We start from the raw sequence: 20,350 nt of genomic DNA, 5'->3' as shown, positions 1-20,350 counted from the left end.
GAACACACAACTGGTTACCTACGTATCCCGATGTGAGCGACCGACTGGGGGAACCCCCGGACACCGGAGGTAGCCGTGCGCAAGGATTCCGCTGTGGCCGATGAACGCCCGCACAGGGCACGACATCGCGCATCGCAGCCCTCGGAGCCTGATGAGGAGCTGATGCGCGCGCTGTACCGCGAGCACGCTGGACCCTTGCTCGCGTACGTGCTGCGTCTGGTCGCGGGCGACCGCCAGCGCGCCGAGGACGTTGTGCAGGAAACTCTCATCCGGGCCTGGAAGAACGCCGGTCAGCTCAATCGAGCGACCGGATCGGTACGCCCCTGGCTGGTGACGGTCGCACGTCGCATCGTCATCGACGGCCACCGCAGCCGGCAGGCCCGGCCGCAGGAGGTCGACCCGTCGCCGCTGGAGGTCATCCCCGCGGAGGACGAGATCGACAAGGCGTTGTGGCTGATGACACTGTCGGACGCGCTGGACGACCTGACCCCTGCTCACAGGGAAGTCCTGGTCGAGACCTATTTCAAAGGGCGTACGGTCAATGAGGCGGCCGAGACGCTTGGCATCCCCAGTGGCACCGTCCGCTCCCGGGTGTTCTACGCCCTGCGGTCGATGAAGCTGGCTCTAGAGGAGCGCGGGGTGACGGCATGAGCAACATCTACGGGGGGTATGGACCGGGAATGCCCGGATCTGTGCAAGGAGCCCAGGGTTCCGGCGACAACATCCACGAGACCGTAGGCGCGTACGCCCTCGGGATACTGGACGACGCCGAGGCCACACAGTTCGAAATCCATCTCGCCACGTGCGAGTGGTGCGGCCAGCAGCTCGACGAGCTGGCCGGTATGGAACCGATGCTGGCCGCGCTCGCGGACCTGCCCGCCGCTCAGGGCACACCCGCGATCGGCGAGTCCCTGTCCGCGAAACCGACCACCGGACTCGCGGACCGACTGGTCGGCGAGGTCGTCCAGCACCGCGCGAAGAAGAGCCGGCGCAACTTCTTCATGCTGGCGGCGGGCGTCGCCCTGATCGTCGGCGGCCCGACGGCCGTCTTCGCGACGACGGGCGGCGGCGACTCGAGCACGGAGCAGACCGCCACCGGCCCCGCCCAGGAGGCCTTCGTCAAGATGGCCGACAAGGACAAGGTCTCGGGCACCGACGCGGCCACCCAGGTCAGCGCCGCGATCGCCATGGAGCCCAAGGCCTGGGGCACGCACGCGGTCCTGGAGCTGAAGAACGTCAAGGGCCCGGAGAAGTGCTCGCTCATCGCCGTCGGCAAGAACGGCGAGCGCGAGACGGTCACCTCCTGGTCGGTTCCGAAGTGGGGCTACGGCATCAAGGACGCCAAGACCGAGCAGGCCAAACAGCCGCTCTACACTCATGGTGGCGCCGCCTTCACGCCGGACCAGATCGACCACTTCGAGGTTCTGACCTTCAGCGGGAAGAAGCTCGTCTCGGTCAAGGCATGACACGTCGGAACACGTGGTGAAGGGACCCCGGTCGGGCACATAGCCTGACGGGGTCCTTTTCGCGTACGGTGGACGGCTGCCCAGCACGTCAGAAGGGGGCCCGGGTGGCCGCTCAGGTTCAGCAGGAAACGCTCGACTCCGCTCACGACTCGGTACGTGAGAAGGAGATCGGCGTCGAACAGGAACATCTGGACCGGGTGTACCGGCGCCTTGAGGAGAAGATCCACGAGGCCGAGTTCCTGATGAACGACGCGGCCCAGCGCGGCCAGGTCGGCACCCCCGGCGCACTCGCCGAGCGGGACGCCCAGGTCTTCCGCGCCGGCATCCATCTGAACCGGCTGAACAACGAGTTCGAGGACTTCCTGTTCGGCCGTATCGACCTGCTGCTCGGCAAGGACGGCAAGAAGGGCCCCGACGGCGCGTACACCGCCGTCGAACCGGCCGAGGGCGCCGTCCGCCCCGACAACACCGCCGACATCGCCGAGACCCTCCACATCGGCCGTATCGGGGTCCTGGACTCGGAGTACGCGCCGCTGGTCATCGACTGGCGGGCCCCGGCCGCCGCCCCCTTCTACCGCTCGACCCCGGTCGACCCCGGCCGGGTCGTCCGCCGCCGGGTCATCCGCTCCAAGGGCCGCAAGGTGCTCGGCGTCGAGGACGACCTCATGCGCCCCGAGCTGAAGGCCTCCCTCGACGGCGGTGAGCTGGCCGTCATCGGCGACGGCGCCCTGATGGCCGCCCTCGGCCAGGCCCGCAGCCACACCATGCGCGACATCGTCGCCTCCATCCAGGCCGAACAGGACCTGGTCATCCGCGCCCCCGCCGCCTCCGTGACCTATGTCGAGGGCGGCCCCGGGACGGGCAAGACGGCCGTCGCCCTGCACCGGGCGGCGTACCTCCTCTACCAGGACCGGCGCCGGTACGCGGGCGGCATCCTGATCGTCTCCCCGACCCCGCTGCTGGTCGCCTACACCGAGGGCGTGCTGCCGTCCCTCGGCGAGGAGGGCCAGGTCGCCATCCGGGCGATCGGCTCCCTGGTCGACGGCGTCGGGGCCACGCTGTACGACTCCCCGGCCGTGGCCCGGGCCAAGGGCTCGTACCGCATGCTCAAGGTGCTGCGGAAGGCCGCGCGGGGCGCCCTGGAGTCGGGTGACGCGCCCACCCGCCTGCGGGTCGTCGCCTTCGGCCGGCGCATCGAGCTGGAGGCCCCCGAACTGGACCGCGTCCGCCACAACGCGCTCGGCGGCACGGCCCCCGTCAACCTGCTGCGCCCCCGCGCCCGCAAGCTCCTCCTCGACGCCCTGTGGGCCCGGTCGGGGGCGGCGGGCCGGCACAGCGACCCGGAGCTGGCCGCCGAGCTGCGCTCCTCCTTCGACGAGGACATCACGAGCGAGGACGACTTCATCGCCTTCCTCGACGCCTGGTGGCCCGAGCTGACCCCGCGCGGCGTGCTGGCGGCCATGTCCGACGAGCGCCGCCTCGGCCGCTGGGCCCGGCGCATCCTGAATCCGAGCGAGGTCCGCCGGGTCGCCCGCTCCCTGAAACGGGAGGGCCTCTCGGTCCACGACGTCGCCGTGCTGGACGAACTCCAGGCCGTCCTCGGTACCCCGGCCCGCCCCAGGAAGAAGCGCGACCTCGACCCCCTGGACCAGCTCACGGGTCTGGAGGAGCTGATGCCCGTCCGCGAGGAGACCCAGCGGGAGCGGGCCGAGCGGCTGGCTCAGGAGCGCACCGAGTACGCGCACGTCATCGTCGACGAGGCGCAGGACCTCACCCCGATGCAGTGGCGCATGGTGGGCCGCCGCGGCCGACACGCCACCTGGACGGTCGTGGGGGACCCCGCCCAGTCCTCCTGGTCCGACCCGGACGAGGCGGCCGAGGCCCGCGACGAGGCTCTGGGCAGCCGCCCGCGCCGCCGGTTCACCCTCACCGTCAACTACCGCAACCCGGCCGAGATCGCCGAACTGGCGGCCAAGGTGCTCGCGCTGGCGATGCCGGGCTCCGAGTCCCCCTCGGCGGTCCGCTCCACCGGCGTCCAGCCGCGCTTCGTCACGGCCGCCCGCGAGACCCTGGCCCGCACGGTCCGCGCGGAGGCCGCGCGCCTGCTGGACCTCGTCGACGGCACGGTCGGCGTCGTCGTCGCCATGAACCGCCGCGACGAGGCCGCCCGCTGGCTGGCCGGCCTCGGCGACCGCGTCGTCGCCCTCGGCAGCCTGGAGGCGAAGGGGCTGGAGTACGACGCCACCGTGGTCGTCTCCCCGGCGGAGATCGCCGACGAGTCCCCGGCGGGGCTACGGGTGCTGTACGTGGCGCTCACCCGGGCGACCCAACAGCTGACGGTCGTGTCGGCGGAGCGGGACGACCCCGACGCGAACGGAGTCCCGGACCTCCTCCGGGACTGATGTCCCACCACCCGCACCCGTCGGCGCATCGGCAACTCCCCGAACTCCGAGGCGCCTGTTAGCCTTGGAGATGGCACCGGCCCGATCCAAGCCCCCGGGCCCAACCTTCGTCGCTACGAGCGACCACTTGCCGCGAGGCGAGCATGGCGGGTCGGTGCCACTGAACGTACGAAGAGGTCCACGTCGAATGTGACGTGGACCTCTTCTTGTTGAGAACAAAACGTTCTCAACCCCGGACGGCTAACGCCTACCCGGCGGTAGGTGCGACGATCGGACGGCAAAACGCAGCAAACGCAGTAGCAGAAGTACGCGAAAGCAGAGGAAGTCGGCCATGGCAACGGCGCCCAGCGTCTCCTACTCGATGACGGTCCGGCTGGAGGTGCCCGCGAGCGGAACCGCGGTCTCCCAGCTCACCGGAGCCGTCGAGTCCCACGGAGGCTCGGTGACCGGCCTCGACGTGACCGCGTCCGGCCACGAGAAGCTCCGCATCGACGTCACCATCGCCGCGACCTCCACGGCGCACGCCGACGAGATCGTCGAGCAGCTGCGCCACATCGAGGGTGTGACGCTCGGCAAGGTCTCCGACCGTACGTTCCTGATGCACCTCGGCGGCAAGATCGAGATGGCGTCGAAGCACCCCATCCGCAACCGTGACGACCTCTCGATGATCTACACGCCGGGCGTGGCCCGCGTCTGCATGGCGATCGCCGAGAACCCCGAGGACGCCCGCCGTCTCACCATCAAGCGCAACTCCGTTGCGGTCGTGACGGACGGCTCCGCCGTGCTCGGCCTCGGCAACATCGGCCCCATGGCCGCCCTGCCGGTCATGGAGGGCAAGGCGGCCCTCTTCAAGCGGTTCGCCGGCATCGACGCGTGGCCGATCTGCCTGGACACCCAGGACACCGACGCCATCGTCGAGATCGTCAAGGCCATCGCCCCGGGCTTCGCGGGCATCAACCTGGAGGACATCTCCGCGCCCCGCTGCTTCGAGATCGAGGCCCGGCTGCGCGAGGCCCTCGACATCCCCGTCTTCCACGACGACCAGCACGGCACGGCGATCGTCGTCCTCGCCGCCCTCACCAACGCACTTCGCGTCGCGGGCAAGGGGATCGGGGACATCCGCGTCGTCATGTCGGGCGCCGGCGCGGCCGGTACGGCCATCCTCAAGCTGCTCATCGCCGCCGGCGTGAAGAACGCCGTCGTGGCCGACATCCACGGTGTCGTGCACTGCGACCGCGCCGACCTGGTCGACGCCGCCGCGGACTCCCCGCTGCGCTGGATCGCCGACAACACCAACCCCGAGGGCCTCACGGGCACGCTCAAGGAGGCCGTGCGCGGCGCCGACGTGTTCATCGGTGTCTCGGCCCCGAACGTCCTCGACGGCGACGACGTGGCCGCCATGGCCGACGACGCGATTGTGTTCGCGCTCGCGAACCCGGACCCCGAGGTCGACCCCGCGGTCGCCCGCCAGACGGCGGCCGTCGTGGCCACCGGCCGCTCCGACTTCCCGAACCAGATCAACAACGTGCTGGTCTTCCCGGGTGTCTTCCGCGGTCTCCTCGACGCCCAGTCCCGCACCGTCAACACCGAGATGATGCTCGCCGCGGCGACCGCTCTCGCGAACGTCGTCACCGAGGACGAGCTGAACGCGAACTACATCATCCCGAGCGTCTTCAACGACAAGGTCGCGGGCGCGGTCGCCGGGGCGGTGCGCGAGGCCGCGAAGGCGGCGGCGTCCGCCTGAACCCGTCGCTGCCCGTCGCTGTGACGGTTGCCACGCCCCGCGCCGTCGGCGCGTCGCGGGGCCGGAGCGCTTGTGCCGCCCTTTAGTGTGGCGGCCAAGCTCAGGCCTGCCACGACTCCCAGGGGTGTGCATGTGACTCCCAGGGGTATTCGTGTGACTCCCAGGGGTGCTGGATTGGCTTTCCCGCCGCAGGTGAGTGCAGGATGCGTTTCTGGGCGCGAGGGTCTGACGACGGACCCGGGTCCGCCTCAACGGCAAGAAGAACACGGGAGTAACAACATGAACCGCAGTGAGCTGGTGGCCGCCCTGGCCGACCGCGCCGAGGTGACCCGTAAGGACGCCGACGCCGTGCTGGCCGCGTTCGCCGAGGTCGTCGGCGACATCGTCGCCAAGGGCGACGAGAAGGTCACCATCCCCGGCTTCCTGACCTTCGAGCGCACCCACCGTGCCGCTCGCACCGCTCGTAACCCGCAGACCGGCGACCCGATCCAGATCCCGGCCGGCTACAGCGTGAAGGTCTCCGCGGGCAGCAAGCTCAAGGAAGCGGCGAAGGGCAAGTAACCTTGCCGTCCGTCCCGCGAGGGATGGTGTGGAACGCCTGATGGGGGCGGCACCTGGTCTTCCAGGTGCCGCCCCCATCTGCGTGGGCGTACGGCTGCGGGTACGTCGTGGCCGGTCGCGCAGTTCCCCGCCCCCCTGAGAAGCAGGGGCTGCGCCCCTTGCTTCTCAGGGGCGCGGCTCAGCCGAGAGCCTTGCCCGGCAGCTCGACCTTGGCCCCGAGTTCCATGAGCTTCTCCATGAAGTTCTCGTAGCCCCGGTTGATCAGATCGATGCCGTGGACCCGGGAGGTGCCCTGGGCCGCCAGCGCCGCGATGAGGTACGAGAAGCCGCCGCGGAGGTCGGGGATCACCAGGTCGGCGCCCTGGAGCCGGGTGGGACCGGAGACGACCGCCGAGTGCAGGAAGTTGCGCTGGCCGAAGCGGCAGTTCGAGCCGCCGAGGCACTCGCGGTACAGCTGGATGTGCGCGCCCATCTGGTTCAGCGCGGACGTGAAGCCGAGGCGGGACTCGTAGACCGTCTCGTGGACGATCGAGAGGCCGGTTGCCTGCGTCAGGGCGACGACCAGGGGCTGCTGCCAGTCGGTCTGGAAGCCGGGGTGGACGTCCGTCTCCAGCGCGATCGACTTCAGCAGGCCGCCCGGGTGCCAGAAGCGGATGCCCTCGTCGTCGATCTCGAAGGCACCGCCCACCTTGCGGTAGGTGTTCAGGAACGTCATCATCGAGCGCTGCTGGGCGCCCCGGATGTAGATGTCGCCTTCGGTCGCCAGCGCGGCGGACGCCCAGGAGGCGGCCTCCAGGCGGTCCGGGAGCGCCTTGTGGTTGTAGCCGCCGAGCGAGTCCACACCGGTGATGCGGATCGTGCGGTCGGTGTCCATCGCGATGATGGCGCCCATCTTCTGCAGGACGCAGATGAGGTCCTCGATCTCCGGCTCGATCGCCGCGTTCGCGAGTTCCGTCACGCCCTCCGCGAGGACGGCGGTGAGCAGCACCTGCTCGGTCGCGCCCACCGACGGGTACGGCAGCTGGATCTTCGTACCGCGCAGCCGCCGAGGCGCCTCCAGGTACTGGCCGTCCTCGCGCTTCTCGATCTTCGCGCCGAACTGCCGCAGCACCTCGAAGTGGAAGTCGATCGGCCGGCCGCCGATGTCGCAGCCGCCGAGGCCGGGGATGAAGGCGTGGCCGAGCCGGTGCAGCAGCGGGCCGCAGAACAGGATCGGGATGCGCGACGAGCCCGCGTGGGCGTCGATGTCGGCGACGTTCGCGCTCTCCACGTTCGTCGGGTCCATCACCAGCTCGCCCGGCTCGTCACCCGGGCGGACCGTTACGCCATGCAGCTGCAGCAGCCCGCGCACGACCCGGACGTCGCGGATGTCGGGCACGTTGCGCAGCCGGCTCGGACCGCTGCCGAGCAGCGCGGCGACCATGGCCTTGGGTACGAGGTTCTTCGCACCGCGGACACGGATCTCGCCACTGAGCGGGGTGCCGCCGTGTACAAGCAGTACGTCGTCAGAGCCGTTGACGGTCATGGATCTCGCGTTCCGTGGAGTTGGGCAGAGGCTTTCCGGCGTGGACGGACGGCCGGTGGACCCGTGGTGCGGGGCCGGCGCGGCGTGGGCCGGAGAGCTAGCGTAATCGCCGCCCACCCCCCTTCCGGAAGCCCAGGGACTTCTCAGCCACGTCATGGATTGGCCACAACACGAACCGTTCATCACCGGCCACACGGGGTCACCGCCGCCGCCGTGCGCCCCGCCGCGCCTCCCCCCACGGTGAGCTGCGCGCACACCGCTGTCGGCATTGGCTCCCCGCGCGGGGGCAGGATGCGGGATCATGTCTGGCATGACCGAGGTGTCCTCGCTCACAGGGCGGCTGCTCGTGGCCACGCCCGCCCTGGCGGACCCGAACTTCGACCGCGCTGTCGTGCTCCTCCTCGACCACGACGAGAAGGGCTCGCTCGGCGTGGTCCTCAACCGGCCGACCCCGGTGGGCGTCGGCGACATCCTGGTGGACTGGGCGGAACTCGCCGGCGAACCGGGGGTCGTCTTCCAGGGCGGCCCGGTGCAGCTGGACTCGGCGCTGGGGGTCGGGGTGATCCCCGGTGGCGGTTCCGTGGACCGGACCCCGCTCGGCTGGCGGCGGGTGCACGGCGCGATCGGCCTCGTCGACCTGGAGGCCCCGCCGGAGCTGCTCGCCTCCGCGCTCGGCTCGCTGCGCATCTTCGCCGGGTACGCCGGCTGGGGGCCCGGCCAGTTGGAGGACGAGCTGGCGGAGGGGGCCTGGTACGTCGTCGAGTCCGAACCCGGTGACGTCTCCTCGCCCTGCCCGGAGAGACTGTGGCGCGAGGTCCTGCGCCGCCAGCGCAGCGAACTCGCGATGGTGGCCACGTACCCGGACGACCCGTCGCTCAACTGATGCCCGTGAGCTTCAGTACCCTTGCGTCATGAGCACTCTTGAGCCCGAGCGCGGTACTGGTACGGGGACCCTCGTCGAGCCGACGCCGCAGACGTCGCACGGCGACGGCGACCACGAGCGCTTCGCCCACTACGTCCAGAAGGACAAGATCATGGCGAGCGCCCTCGACGGCACGCCCGTCGTGGCGTTGTGCGGCAAGGTGTGGGTCCCCGGCCGTGACCCGAAGAAGTACCCCGTCTGCCCCATGTGCAAGGAGATCTTCGAGTCCCTCGGCGCGGGCGGCGACGACCAGGGCGACGGCAAGAAGTAGCACGGGGCGCGATCGGCTCGGGAGCGTCTGCTTCGTCGGCGGGCGCGGGTGGGCGAGCAACCACACACCACCCGCCCCCGCCCGCGAGACGGGCGCATCCGTGCTCTGTCGCGCCCTTTGACCTGAACTCCGTTGCGCAGAGCGCTTCCCCCGATCACAAGGTGGTTGAGACCTCTTGTGGTCATGTTCATGTACTCCATAGCCTCCGGTGTGTTGTGTAGAGCAGAACGCCCGTTGCAGAGAATGCAACGCTCCGCTCCCCCCTCCGGAGGAACAGCTTCATGAAGCTCGCCGCCCGCTTCGTCGTGCCCCTCGCGGCCGTGGCCCTCGCCGGGCTCACCGCCTGCGCCCCCCAGACCTCCGACAACTCCTCCTCCGGGGAGGACGAGAAGACGGGCACCCTGCGGGTCTGGCTCTTCCAGGAGGTGAGCAACGCGCCGAAGCAGAAGGTCGTCGACAACGTGGTCACCGCCTTCGAGCAGGCGCACGACGGCGCGAAGGTGAAGGTCGAGTACATCCCCGTCGAGACCCGCGCCCAGCGCATCAAGGCCGCCTTCAACGACCCCAAGAGCGCCCCGGACCTCATCGAGTACGGCAACACCGACACGGCCGGCTATGTGAAGGACGGCGGACTCGCCGACATCACCCGGGAGTTCAACGACTGGTCCGACGCCAAGGACTCCGACCCCACAGCCAGAACCTCCGTGACGGTCGACGGCAAGATCTACGGGGCGCCCTTCTTCGTGGGCGTCCGCGCGCTCTACTACCGCACCGACGTCTTCGAGCGCCTGAACCTGCAGGCCCCGAAGTCCCTGGCCGAGCTGGCCACCACCGCCAAGCGCATCCGCGCCGCCGAGCCCGATCTGTACGGGATCGTCGTCGGCGGTGCCTACACCTATGGCGCGATGCCCTTCGTCTGGGCCCACGGCGGCGAGATAGCCGAGGGCAAGGGCGGCTCGTACGCGTCCACGATCGACAGCCCGGCCGCCCGCAAGGGCATCGAGGCCTACACCTCCCTCTTCGGTGACGACAACTGCCCGGCCGCCAAGTGTGCGGGCATGGGCGGCAACGACACGGTCACCGCGTTCGCGGCCGGCAAGGCGGGCATGGCGATCGGCGGTGACTTCAGTCACGCGGCCGTGGAGGCCGGCAAGGTCAAGGGCAAGTACGCGGTCGTACCGCTTCCGGGGGTGAAGCACGACTCGGTGGCACCGGCGTTCGCGGGCGGCAACAACGTCGGCGTCCTGAAGAGCACCACGCACCGCACCCTCGCCGTCGACCTGATGAAGCGGCTGGCGTCCAAGAAGACCCAGGGCGAACTCTTCGACGCGATGGGCTTCCTGCCGACGTACACCGACGCACGGGCCGCGGCGGCCGAGAAGGAGCCGTTCATCGAGCCCTTCGTCAAGACGCTCTCCTCCGGCACGAAGTTCGTGCCCGCCTCCCCGGCCTGGGCGCAGATCGACGCCTCGCTGGTGCTGCCGACGATGTTCCAGGAGGTCGTCAGCGGCAAGAAGGACGTGGCCGAGGCGTCGACGGACGCGGCGAAGCAGATGAACGACGTGTTCGGCACGGTCGGCTGACCCGGTGGCGGTGCACGACACGGTCGACAAGACCGCCGGACGGGTCGCGCTCATCCGAGCCGCGGCCCGTCCGCCCCGCAGGCGTGAAGTGACCCCCTGGCTCTACCTCGCCCCCGCGCTCGTCGTCCTCGGCTCCCTTCTCGTCTACCCCGTCTACCAGCTCGGCCTCATCTCGCTGCTGGAGTACACCCAGGCCCAGGTCAGCGGCGGTGAACCGACCTCCTTCCAGGGACTGGGGAACTACGAGCGCCTGTTCGCGGACGCCGAGTTCTGGCGGGTGCTCCTGTCCACGGTCGTCTTCGCGGCGGCCTGCGTGGTGTCCACGCTCGCCGTGGGGTGCGCGCTCGCCGTCCTGCTGACACGAGTACGGGCCCTGCCACGCCTGGCGCTGATGCTGGCGGCGCTCGGGGCGTGGGCGACGCCCGCGATCACCGGCTCCACGGTGTGGCTGCTGCTGTTCGACCCCGACTTCGGCCCGGTCAACCGCGTCCTGGGGCTGGGCGACCACTCCTGGACCTACGGGCGTTACAGCGCCTTTCTCCTCGTCCTGCTCGAAGTGGTGTGGTGCTCTTTCCCGTTCGTGATGGTGACCGTCTACGCCGGCATCCGCTCCGTACCCTCCGAGGTGCTGGAGGCCGCGGCCCTGGACGGCGCCTCGCAGTGGCGGATCTGGCGGTCGGTCCTCGCACCGATGCTCCGGCCGATCCTCGTCGTCGTCACCATTCAGTCGATCATCTGGGACTTCAAGGTCTTCACCCAGATCTATGTGATGACGGGCGGCGGCGGTATCGCCGGGCAGAACCTCGTCCTGAACGTGTACGCCTACCAGAAGGCCTTCGCGTCCTCCCAGTACAGCCTCGGTTCGGCGATCGGCGTGGTGATGCTGGTGATTCTGCTCGCGGTCACCCTGGTCTATTTGCGACTGCTGCGCCGACAGGGGGAGGAGCTGTGAATTCACGGGCATTCCCACGACGCCCCTGGCGGTTCGCCGCCGAGGCATCGGCCCTGGTCATCGCGGTCGTGGTGGCGTTTCCGCTGTACTGGATGGTGCTGAGCGCGGTCAAGCCGACGGGGGAGATCGAGTCGGCCGAACCCCGGCCCTGGACCCTCGCGCCGACCCTTGATTCCTTCCGCCGTATCTTCGGGCAGCAGGAATTCGGCCGCTACTTCGTCAACAGCCTTGTCGTCGCCTGCACGGTGGTGGTCGTCTCCGCGCTGATCGCCTTTCTCGCGGCGACGGCGGTGACCCGATTCCGCTTCCGATTCCGGACCACCCTGCTCGTCATGTTCCTGGTGGCCCAGATGGTGCCCGTCGAGGCACTCACCATCCCGCTCTTCTTCCAGATGCGGGACCTCGGCCAACTCAACACCCTGGGCGCGCTGATCCTGCCCCACATCGCGTTCTCGCTGCCGTTCGCGATCTGGATGCTGCGCGGCTTCGTGAAGGCCGTCCCCGAGGCGCTGGAGGAGGCCGCGCAGCTCGACGGGGCGAGCCGTTCCCGATTCCTCTGGCAGATCCTTTTCCCGCTCGTCTTCCCGGGGCTGGTGGCCACCAGCGTCTTCTCCTTCATCTCGGCCTGGAACGACTTCCTGTTCGCCAAGTCGTTCATCATCAGCGACACGTCCCGGTCGACCCTGCCGATGGCCCTGCTGGTGTTCTACAAACCCGAGGACCCGGACTGGGGAGGCGTGATGGCGGCGTCCACGGTGATGACCGTCCCGGTGCTGGTCTTCTTCGTACTCGTACAGCGACGGCTGGTCTCCGGACTGGGCGGCGCGGTCAAGGACTGACGTGATGACGACGGACGTGACGACGAGGAACGCGACGGCGACGGATGTGGGAGCGACGGACATGAGGGCGACGGACCTGATTCCGGCACCCCTCACCGTCGAGGGCCCCCTGCCCGGTGGCGTACCGCTCGACGGGAACACCACCCTGTGGGCGGCACCGGGGACGCGGAGCACGGCCCACTGGCTGCGCTCGACCCTCGGCGCCGCCCTCGGGCTCTGGCTGCCGCCCGGCCCCGAGGACGCCCGGGGCGGCGTGCGCCTGTACCTCGACGACAGCCTGGAGCCGGAGGCGTACCGGCTGCGGGCCGTCCCCGACCGGGGCGTCGAGATCCGCGGTGGCGGCCCGGCCGGCGTCTTCTGGGGTGCCCAGACCCTGCGTCAGCTCCTCGGGCCCGAGGCGTTCCGGCGCGCTCCCGTACGCCCCGGGGCCGCCTACGGAGTCCCGCAGCAGACGATCACGGACGCCCCCCGCTTCGCCTGGCGCGGCCTCATGCTCGACGTCGCCCGTCACTTCCTCCCCAAGGACCAGGTCCTGCGCTACCTGGACCTGATGGCGGCGCACAAACTCAACGTCCTGCACCTGCACCTGACGGACGACCAGGGCTGGCGGATCGAGATCGAGCGGTATCCGAGGCTGACGGAGGTCGGCTCCTGGCGGACGCGCACCAGAATCGGCCATCGCGCGTCACCCCTGTGGGAGGAGAAACCGCACGGCGGTCACTACACGAAGGACGACCTCCGCGAGATCGTCGCCCACGCGGCCGCCCGGCACATCACCGTGGTCCCCGAGATCGACGTCCCGGGACACAGCCAGGCCGCCATCGCCGCGTATCCCGAACTCGGCAACACCGACGTCGTCGACACGGCCTCCCTCGCCGTCTGGGACACCTGGGGCATCAGCAAGAACGTACTCGCCCCCACCGACACCACCCTGCGCTTCTACGAGGGGGTGTTCGAGGAGGTCCTGGAGGTGTTCCCCTCGCCCTTCGTGCACATCGGCGGCGACGAGTGCGCCAAGGACCAGTGGCGCGAGTCGGCCACCGCGCAGGCCCGCATCCGGGAGCTGGGACTCGCCGACGAGGACGCGTTGCAGTCCTGGTTCGTCCGGCACTTCGACAACTGGCTGACCGCGCGCGGGCGTCGCCTGATCGGATGGGACGAGATCCTGGAGGGCGGCCTCGCGCCGGGGGCGGCCGTGTCGTCCTGGCGGGGGTACGCGGGCGGCGTCGCGGCGGCCCGCGCCGGCCACGACGTGGTGATGTGCCCCGAGCAGCAGGTGTATCTGGACCACCGTCAGGACGGCGGCCCCGACGAGCCGGTGCCCATCGGCTTCGTGCGCACCCTGGAGGACGTCTTCCGGTTCGAGCCGGTGCCCCGGGAGTTGACGCCCGACGAGGCCCGGCATGTGCTCGGCACCCAGGCCAACGTGTGGACCGAGGTGATGGAGGACCCCGCTCGCGTGGACTATCAGACGTTCCCGCGCCTGGCCGCTTTCGCCGAGGTGGCCTGGAGCCGGCTGCCGGCCCCCGCCGAGCGCGACTTCGCCGACTTCGAGCGCCGGATGACGGCGCACTACCGGCGACTTGACGCCCTGGGGGTCGGTTATCGGCCGCCTTCGGGCCCGCGTCCGTGGCAGCGGCGGCCCGGCGTGCTCGGACGTCCGATCGAGGGAACGCCCCCGAACGTGTGAGACGACCGCGAACGGTGTGACCGGGAGCGCGCGCCCTGCGACGGTGGCCGCCGGGAGGAACAAGGGACACAAGGGGCCCGAGGGGCAACGTAAGTGGCAATACGCGCCTATGGGTGACGCCGTACCAAAACGGACCATCTCTCGGGTGAGGTGGGTGAATGCCTCGTGACGGACCCCCGCGTTCGGACCTCGCGAGAATGTGCCAGAGTTGCCACGTCCGCCCTGTCAGCACGTACCGTACGGCAACACAGGCGGACCAGGTGGGGCAGCGGGAAGGGGCAGCCGGTTTGACCACGCACGCACCGCAGGCGGCGCAGGCCGTGACCCTGCCCGGCTCGCTCGACGAGGCCGTGGCGGCTCTCGCCGCCATGCCCTGGGCGGTTCCGGTGGCGGGCGGCACGGACCTCATGGCCGCGGTCAACTCCGGACAACTCAGGCCCGCCGCACTGGTCGGGCTCGGCAAAATCAGCGAGATCCGCGGCTGGCAGTACCAGGACGGACACGCCCTGCTGGGTGCCGGACTGACGCACGCCCGGATGGGGCGCCCGGACTTCGCGGCGCTCATTCCGGCGCTCGCCGCCGCCGCGCGCGCCGCCGGACCCCCGCAGATCCGCAACGCCGGCACCCTCGGCGGCAACATCGCGACGGCCGCCCCCACCGGGGACGCGCTGCCCGTGCTGGCCGCCCTGGAGGCCACGCTGATCATCGCGGGCCCGGGCGGGGCCCGCCGTGAGATGCCCGTCTCGCATCTGCTGGCCGGCATGGAGATGCTGCGCCCCGGCGAACTCATCGGCTTCGTGCGCGTTCCGCTGCTGCACGCGCCCCAGGTCTTCCTGAAGGCCACCGGCCGCACCGGCCCCGGCCGCGCGGTCGCCTCCGTCGCCCTCGTCCTCGACCCCGCCCGGCGCGGGGTGCGGTGTGCCGTCGGGGCCATAGCGCCGATGCCGCTGCGACCCCTGGACGCCGAGACCTGGGTCGGCCAGCTGATCGACTGGGACGGCGAGCGCACCCTCGTCCCCGAGGCGCTGCAGGCCTTCGGCGAGTACGTCGCCGCCGCCTGCATCCCCGACCCGGCCCCCGAGGTCGACGGCACCGTGGCACCACTTCCGCCCGCCGTACTGCATCTGCGGCGCACCGTCGCCGCGCTGGCCCGACGAGCACTGGGGAGGGCACTGTCGTGACCGACGACCAGCACGGAGAAGGCACCCCGCAGCAGGGGGGCCAGGGCGGCTGGGAGCGGCTGCCGCAGGGCGACTACGACGACGGCGCCACGACGTTCGTCCAGCTTCCCGAGGGGGGCATCGACGCGCTGCTCGCCGCCGACAGTCCGCTGGCCGCTCCCGGGCACGGCTACGTCCCGCCGCAGATAGCGTCGAACTCCATCGACACGGCCCACACCGCCGGGACCGACCCGTCCGTCCCGGGTACCTGGGCGATGCCGGCCGGGGGTGCCGAGTGGCACGACCCGAACGCCGGGCAGCCGCAGCCCCCGACGCAGGACGGGTTCACGTACAACCCCGCCTCGACCGGGCAGTGGACGTTCGAGGAGCCGGCCGCGCAGGAAGGCGCCGCTCCCGGTCACGATGTGACGGGCGAGTGGTCGATTCCGGTCGCGGGAGGTGATCTTCCGGACGAATCCGGCGAGTTCAGTACCTCGGCCCTCGTCGAGCAGTGGGGCGGCAATCCGCCCGCCACGCTTCCCGGCGGCGCCGCCGCGCCCTGGGCCACCGAGCAGATCGGCACGGCGTGGACCGCGCCGCCCCCGGCCCTGCCCGAGGAGGGCCGCCCCGAGGAGCGTGTGGCGGAGGGCCGGACGCCGGAGGAGAGCGCGGCGGACGGGGCCCACGAGGCCGCGGGGGAGCCCTCGACGGCCCCTGGGGAGGCGTACGCCGACGCGGCCCCCGAGACCGCCGGGTCGGCCCCGGAAGCCGCCCAGGAGCCCGCTGAGCCGGTCGGGACCGACACGGAGACCGAGAGTGGACCCGAGCGGCCCGGGACGGCGGAGACGGCCCCCGCGGCCGACACCGCGGAGGACGCGGAGCCGTCGGCCGACGAGCCCGCCCCGGCCCCGCCCCCGCACGACGACCACCCCCTCGCCTCCTACGTCCTGAGCGTCAACAGCACCGAGCGGCCCGTCAGCGACGCCTGGATCGGCGAGTCGCTGCTCTACGTGCTGCGCGAGCGGCTCGGTCTCGCGGGCGCCAAGGACGGCTGCTCGCAGGGCGAGTGCGGCGCCTGCAACGTGCAGGTCGACGGCAGGCTCGTGGCGTCCTGCCTGGTGCCCGCCGTCACCGCCGCGGGCAGCGAGGTGCGCACCGTCGAGGGCCTCGCCGCCGACGGACAGCCCTCGGACGTGCAGCGGGCCCTCGCCCGGTGCGGTGCCGTCCAGTGCGGGTTCTGCGTGCCCGGCATGGCGATGACCGTGCACGACCTCCTGGAGGGCAACCCCGCCCCCACCGACCTGGAGACCCGCCAGGCCCTGTGCGGCAACCTCTGCCGCTGCTCCGGCTACCGGGGCGTCCTCGCCGCCGTCCGCGACGTCGTCGCCGGACGCGAGGCGAACTCCGCCGCCGAGAACGAGGCGGCCGCCGACCACGACGAGGCCCGCATCCCGCACCAGGCGGGACCCGGTGCCGGCGGCGTCAACACGGCGGCGTACGACGCCCGGAGCGCACCCCCACCGGCACCGCAGGACCCCGACCGGTCCTACGGCGGCCAGGGGCTGTCGTTCACCGGCCCGGACGACTCGTACGGCGGCCAGGGCCAGCCCTTCGCCGGCCAGGGCGACACCTACGGCGGTCAGGGGCAGTCCTTCGCCGGCGGTCAGGACGACTCGTACGGCGGTCAGGGCCAGTCCTTCGCCGGGCACGGCGACACGTACGGCGGTCAGGGGCAGTCCTTCGCCGGACAGAACGACACCTACGGCGGCCAAGGACAGTCCTTCGGCGGCCAGGACGACTCGTACGGCGGTCAGGACGACTCGTACGGCGGTCAGGGCCGGTCGGCCGGCCAGGACGGAGGCCAGGCGTGAGCAACGAAACCGTCATCGCGGCGCCCATGGGCCCCGGCGAGACCGCGGCCGCCCCCGAGCAGTTGCCGCACGGCCTGGGCGTGTCCCTGCCGTCCGCCGACTCCCGGGCCAAGTCCGAGGGCACCTTCCCGTACGCGGCCGACCTGTGGGCCGAGGGCCTGCTGTGGGCCGCCGTGCTCCGCTCGCCGCACCCGCACGCGCGGATCGTGTCCATCGACACGTCCCACGCGAGCGAGATGCCCGGCGTGCGGGCCGTCATCACGCACGAGGACGTGCCGGGCGTCGCCCTGCACGGCCGCGGCAAGGCCGACCGGCCCCTGTTCGCCTCCGAGGTCGTCCGCCACCACGGCGAGCCCATCGCGGCCGTCGCAGCCGACCACCCGGACACCGCGCGGATGGCCGCCGCCGCCGTCATCGTCGAGTACGAGGTGCTCGACCCGGTGATCGACCCGGAGCAGGCCTTCGAGGCCGAGCCCCTCCACCCCGACGGCAACCTCATCCGCCACATCCCGCTGCGCCACGGCGACCCGAACGCGTCCGGCGAGATCGTCGTCGAGGGCCAGTACCGCATCGGCCGCGCGGACCCGGCCCCCGTCGGCGCCGAGGCCGGCCTCGCCGTGCCCCGCCCCGACGGCGGCGTCGAGCTGTACGTGGCCTCCACCGACCCGCACACCGACCGCGACGCGGCCGCCGCCTGCTACGGCCTGGCCCCCGACCGCGTGAAGATCGTCGTCACCGGTGTCCCGGGCGCCACCGCCGACCGTGAGGACCAGGGCTTCCAGCTCCCGCTCGGCCTGCTCGCCCTGAAGACGGGCTGCCCGGTCAAGCTGACTGCCACCCGCGAGGAGTCCTTCCTCGGCCACGCCCACCGGCACCCCACCCTCCTGCGCTACCGTCACCACGCGGACGCCGAGGGCAAGCTGATCAAGGTCGAGGCGCAGATCCTGCTCGACGCGGGCGCCTACGCCGACACCTCCTCGGAGGCGCTGGCCGCCGCCGTCTCGTTCGCCTGCGGCCCCTACGTCATCCCCAACGCCTTCATCGAGGGCTGGGCGGTCCGCACCAACAACCCGCCCTCCGGCCATGTGCGCGGCGAGGGCGCGATGCAGGTCTGCGCCGCGTACGAGGCCCAGATGGACAAGCTCGCCAGGAAGCTGGGCATCGACCCGGCGGAACTGCGCATGCGCAACGTGATGTCCACCGGCGACGTGCTGCCGACGGGCCAGTCCGTGACCTGCCCGGCCCCGGTCGCCGAACTCCTCCAGGCCGTCCAGGAGTTCCCGCTCCCGGCGCTGCCCAAGGACACCCCCGAGGACGAGTGGCTGCTGCCCGGTGGCCCCGAGGGCGCGGGCGAGCCGGGTGCCGTACGCCGAGGGGTCGGCTACGGCCTCGGCATGGTCCACATGCTCGGCGCCGAGGGCGCGGACGAGGTCTCCACGGCCACCGTGAAGGTCCACGACGGCATCGCGACGGTCCTGTGCGCGGCCGTCGACACCGGCCAGGGCTTCTCCACCCTCGCCCGGCAGATCGTCCAGGAGACCCTGGGCATCGACGAGGTCCACATCGCCCAGGTCGACACCGACCAGCCCCCGGCCGGCCCGAGCTGCCGGGGCCGTCACACCTGGGTCTCGGGCGGCGCGGTGGAACGCGCGGCCAAGATGGTCCGCACCCAGCTCCTCCAGCCCCTGGCCCACAAGTTCGGCATGTCCACGGAACTGCTGCAGATCACCGACGGCAAGATCACGTCGTACGACGGGGTCCTGTCGACCACGGTCGCGGAGGCGATGGACGGCAAGGAACTCTGGGCCACCGCCCAGTGCCGCCCGCACCCCACCGAGCCGCTGGACGAGGCCGGCCAGGGCGACGCGTTCGTGGGCCTGGCGTTCTGCGCGATCCGCGCGGTCGTGGACGTCGACATCGAACTCGGGTCCGTACGGGTCGTGGAGCTGGCCGTCGCCCAGGACGTCGGCCGGATCCTCCACCCGGCGCAGCTCGCCGCGCGCATCGAGGCCGGCGTCACCCAGGGGGTGGGCGTGGCCCTCACGGAGAACCTCCGCACCCCCCGGGGCCTCATCCGCCACCCCGACCTCACCGGCTACGCCCTGCCCACCGCCCTGGACGCCCCCGACATCCAGATCGTCAAGCTGGTGGAGGAACGGGACGTGGTGGCCCCCTTCGGCGCGAAGGCGGCCAGCGCGGTGCCGGTGGTCACGTCCCCGGCGGCCATCGCGGCGGCGGTCCGGGCGGCCACCGGACGCCCCGTGAACCGTCTGCCGATCCGGCCGCAGGCCGCGGTGGTGACCGGGGCCTAGGGGCCCGGGGGCGGCCCCGGCACAGCCCCTGAGGTGCGTGTTCGCGTGTACGTCCGGCGTTGTCAGTGGGGCGGCGTATGGTTCTCGACAGTGGGGACGACGACCGCTCGGCGGCGCGTGATCGCCCACGGGGGGACGCACACTGCGAACCATGTGCCGGGGGGAGCCATGAGCACAATGACGATGGGGACAATGGGCCTGACGGACCTGAACGACCTGAACGATCTGCACGACCTGAACAATCTGAGCGACCTGAACGATCTGAACGACCTGGCGGTGCTGACCGGGGGACCGGCCACGCGCTCCGGACTGGCGCTCGACCTGCCCGCCCGACTGCTCGACGAGGAGTTCGGCCAGAGCAGGGTGTGGCGCTTCGAGGACTTCGACTTCCCGGCCACGCTCACCCACGAGCCGACCCGCCGCTTCCTGCGGGACATGGGTCTGCCCGAGGACCACGGCTTCTTCCAGCTCGACACGGACATCCCGCTGCCGACGCTCGCCGAGTACGGGGCGAACCAGTGCTCCGGCGAATCCGTCCGCGGCCGACTCCCGGACAGAGCCGCCCACTTGATCCGCCTGGGCCATTTCGTCGAGGGCAGCAGCCTCGTCGTCGACGGCACCACCGGCGCGATCCTCAACTGGAGCGAGCCCGAGTCGACCCTGAGCCCTCTCGACGCCGACCTCTCCACCCTGGCCTTCACCCTCTGGCTCCTCCACCGCGAGAAGCGCGAGGGGACGGCCACGGGGTGCTGGGTGGAGACCCTGCGCAACAAGGCCTGCGCGGGCCTCTGAACCACCGGCCACACGAAGACGGCCGACCGCTGGAAGCGGTCGGCCGTCATATCGCGCTGGAGGCCGTGGCGGGAATCGAACCCACGTAACTCGCTTTGCAGGTTTGTCCCGACTGGCCAGGGGGCGATCCGGACTCGTTCGTCAGTGTTCAGACCCGTACGGACGTTGGATCCGATGAGGCGCGGTGAACGGCTGCGAACGGCCGTGTGCGGCTATGAACGAGACGGAAACTGAGACGGACCCAGCCTGTTCATGAGGCC

16 protein-coding genes are annotated in these 20,350 nt (G+C 71.2%); 15 read left to right on the top strand and 1 reads right to left on the bottom strand.

The features are described from left to right. Window positions 1-75: 75 nt before the first annotated feature. From STRBO_RS0134860 to STRBO_RS0134840, 5 genes are all read left to right on the top strand, one after another. Complete coding sequence (locus STRBO_RS0134860) at window positions 76-651, top strand: sigma-70 family RNA polymerase sigma factor (protein WP_013003188.1); 576 nt, start codon at window positions 76-78, stop codon at window positions 649-651. A 29-nt stretch (window positions 652-680) separates the two neighbouring features. Next, window positions 681-1,466: an anti-sigma factor family protein gene (locus STRBO_RS0134855; RefSeq protein WP_028797017.1), complete on the top strand. Its 786-nt coding sequence runs from the start codon at window positions 681-683 to the stop codon at window positions 1,464-1,466. Window positions 1,467-1,570: 104 nt separating this feature from the next. Further along, window positions 1,571-3,868, top strand: coding sequence for a HelD family protein (locus tag STRBO_RS0134850; RefSeq protein WP_005486792.1), 2,298 nt, complete (start codon window positions 1,571-1,573; stop codon window positions 3,866-3,868). A 331-nt stretch (window positions 3,869-4,199) separates the two neighbouring features. Then, window positions 4,200-5,612 (top strand): NAD-dependent malic enzyme, encoded by a 1,413-nt coding sequence (locus STRBO_RS0134845; RefSeq protein WP_005486791.1) that lies wholly within the window; start codon window positions 4,200-4,202, stop codon window positions 5,610-5,612. 279 nt (window positions 5,613-5,891) lie between these two features. Beyond that, entirely contained in the window at window positions 5,892-6,173 is a 282-nt protein-coding gene (locus STRBO_RS0134840; protein WP_005486790.1) for an HU family DNA-binding protein, read from the top strand. Window positions 6,174-6,351: 178 nt separating this feature from the next. Here the strand turns inward: STRBO_RS0134840 and murA are convergent, their stop codons facing one another. Further along, window positions 6,352-7,698: a UDP-N-acetylglucosamine 1-carboxyvinyltransferase gene (murA, locus tag STRBO_RS0134835; RefSeq protein WP_005486789.1), complete on the bottom strand. Its 1,347-nt coding sequence runs from the start codon at window positions 7,696-7,698 to the stop codon at window positions 6,352-6,354. A 310-nt stretch (window positions 7,699-8,008) separates the two neighbouring features. Here murA and STRBO_RS0134830 point away from each other — a divergent pair, with 310 nt between their 5' ends. The 10 genes from STRBO_RS0134830 (at window position 8,009) to STRBO_RS0134785 (ending at window position 20,090) form a co-directional block, all read left to right on the top strand. After that, window positions 8,009-8,581 carry a YqgE/AlgH family protein gene (locus tag STRBO_RS0134830; RefSeq protein ID WP_005486788.1) on the top strand — a complete coding sequence of 191 codons (573 nt, stop codon included), beginning with the start codon at window positions 8,009-8,011 and terminating at the stop codon, window positions 8,579-8,581. Between the two features lie 28 nt (window positions 8,582-8,609). Further along, window positions 8,610-8,891, top strand: a complete 282-nt coding sequence (locus STRBO_RS0134825; protein ID WP_005486786.1) for a DUF3039 domain-containing protein — start codon at window positions 8,610-8,612, stop codon at window positions 8,889-8,891. A 281-nt stretch (window positions 8,892-9,172) separates the two neighbouring features. Beyond that, a complete protein-coding gene (locus STRBO_RS0134820) occupies window positions 9,173-10,474 on the top strand; it encodes an extracellular solute-binding protein (RefSeq protein WP_005486784.1) in 1,302 nt (433 codons plus the stop codon). A 4-nt stretch (window positions 10,475-10,478) separates the two neighbouring features. Beyond that, window positions 10,479-11,426 carry a carbohydrate ABC transporter permease gene (locus tag STRBO_RS0134815; protein WP_005486783.1) on the top strand — a complete coding sequence of 316 codons (948 nt, stop codon included), beginning with the start codon at window positions 10,479-10,481 and terminating at the stop codon, window positions 11,424-11,426. Then, window positions 11,423-12,265: a carbohydrate ABC transporter permease gene (locus STRBO_RS0134810; protein WP_005486782.1), complete on the top strand. Its 843-nt coding sequence runs from the start codon at window positions 11,423-11,425 to the stop codon at window positions 12,263-12,265. Before STRBO_RS0134815 ends, STRBO_RS0134810 begins: the two co-directional genes overlap by 4 nt. A 61-nt stretch (window positions 12,266-12,326) precedes the next feature. Further along, window positions 12,327-13,955 carry a beta-N-acetylhexosaminidase gene (locus tag STRBO_RS0134805; protein WP_037628026.1) on the top strand — a complete coding sequence of 543 codons (1,629 nt, stop codon included), beginning with the start codon at window positions 12,327-12,329 and terminating at the stop codon, window positions 13,953-13,955. Window positions 13,956-14,242: 287 nt separating this feature from the next. Continuing rightward, a complete protein-coding gene (locus STRBO_RS0134800) occupies window positions 14,243-15,136 on the top strand; it encodes an FAD binding domain-containing protein (RefSeq protein WP_005486780.1) in 894 nt (297 codons plus the stop codon). Beyond that, window positions 15,133-16,986, top strand: a complete 1,854-nt coding sequence (locus STRBO_RS0134795; RefSeq protein WP_005486779.1) for a 2Fe-2S iron-sulfur cluster-binding protein — start codon at window positions 15,133-15,135, stop codon at window positions 16,984-16,986. The genes STRBO_RS0134800 and STRBO_RS0134795 overlap by 4 nt, the downstream gene beginning before the upstream one ends. Further along, a complete protein-coding gene (locus tag STRBO_RS0134790) occupies window positions 16,983-19,298 on the top strand; it encodes a xanthine dehydrogenase family protein molybdopterin-binding subunit (protein ID WP_005486777.1) in 2,316 nt (771 codons plus the stop codon). Before STRBO_RS0134795 ends, STRBO_RS0134790 begins: the two co-directional genes overlap by 4 nt. 177 nt (window positions 19,299-19,475) lie before the next feature. Beyond that, window positions 19,476-20,090, top strand: coding sequence for an SUKH-4 family immunity protein (locus STRBO_RS0134785; protein ID WP_237547806.1), 615 nt, complete (start codon window positions 19,476-19,478; stop codon window positions 20,088-20,090). Window positions 20,091-20,350 lie beyond the last annotated feature (260 nt).

Origin of the sequence: Streptomyces bottropensis ATCC 25435, assembly GCF_000383595.1 — a bacterium.
Lineage (GTDB): Bacteria > Actinomycetota > Actinomycetes > Streptomycetales > Streptomycetaceae > Streptomyces > Streptomyces bottropensis.
This window is presented reverse-complemented; position numbering and strand designations above follow the sequence as displayed.